At 74.6% G+C, this 594-nt stretch carries 1 protein-coding gene; it reads right to left on the reverse strand.

All coding sequences use genetic code 11. The features are described from left to right. Positions 1 to 594 (reverse strand): septal ring lytic transglycosylase RlpA family protein (locus ACFQ4O_RS18185; RefSeq protein WP_378777850.1); only part of this gene is annotated, 594 nt, incomplete at both ends.

Raw genomic sequence — 594 nt, forward strand, 5'->3', positions numbered from 1 at the left:
CGGCGGGCTGCGGCGGGATCACGGTGGCGACGCGCGGCATGGGCGCGGCGACCGGGGCGACCGCGTTCGAAGCCGCCGGGGCCGGATCGAGCGAGGCCATCTGCACGCCGCCGCCGAGCGGCGCGGCGGGATCGCGATAGCTCGCGAGCAGCTTGCGCTCGTCGCTGCCCTGCGGATCGGCCGGACCCACATAGTCCACTTTCACGGCGCCGACGCCGGAGCTGCGGAAGCCCAGCATGTCGGCGGTGCGGGCGGAGACGTCGATCAGGCGGCCCTTGTGGAAGGGCCCGCGATCGTTCACGCGCACCACCACCGAGCGGCCGTTGGAGACGTTCGTCACCCGCACATAGGACGGCAGCGGCAGCGAGGGATGGGCGGCGGTCAGCGCGGTCTTGTCGTAGATCTCGCCATTGGCCGTGCGGCGGCCATGGAACTTGCCGCCGTACCAAGAGGCGAGCCCGACGCCCACCGTCCGGGGGCTCGCGACCACGCCCGGCGTGCGCCGTCCGGGAGCCTTCGCCAGCCGCTGAGGGGCCGCGCGGGGCGCGGGCGCAGCCAGCGCCAGTTTGGACGCGTCGGCTTCGGCGACGACGG

The organism is Methylopila musalis, from assembly GCF_042679725.1.
GTDB classification, from domain to species: Bacteria; Pseudomonadota; Alphaproteobacteria; order Rhizobiales; family Methylopilaceae; genus Methylopila; species Methylopila musalis.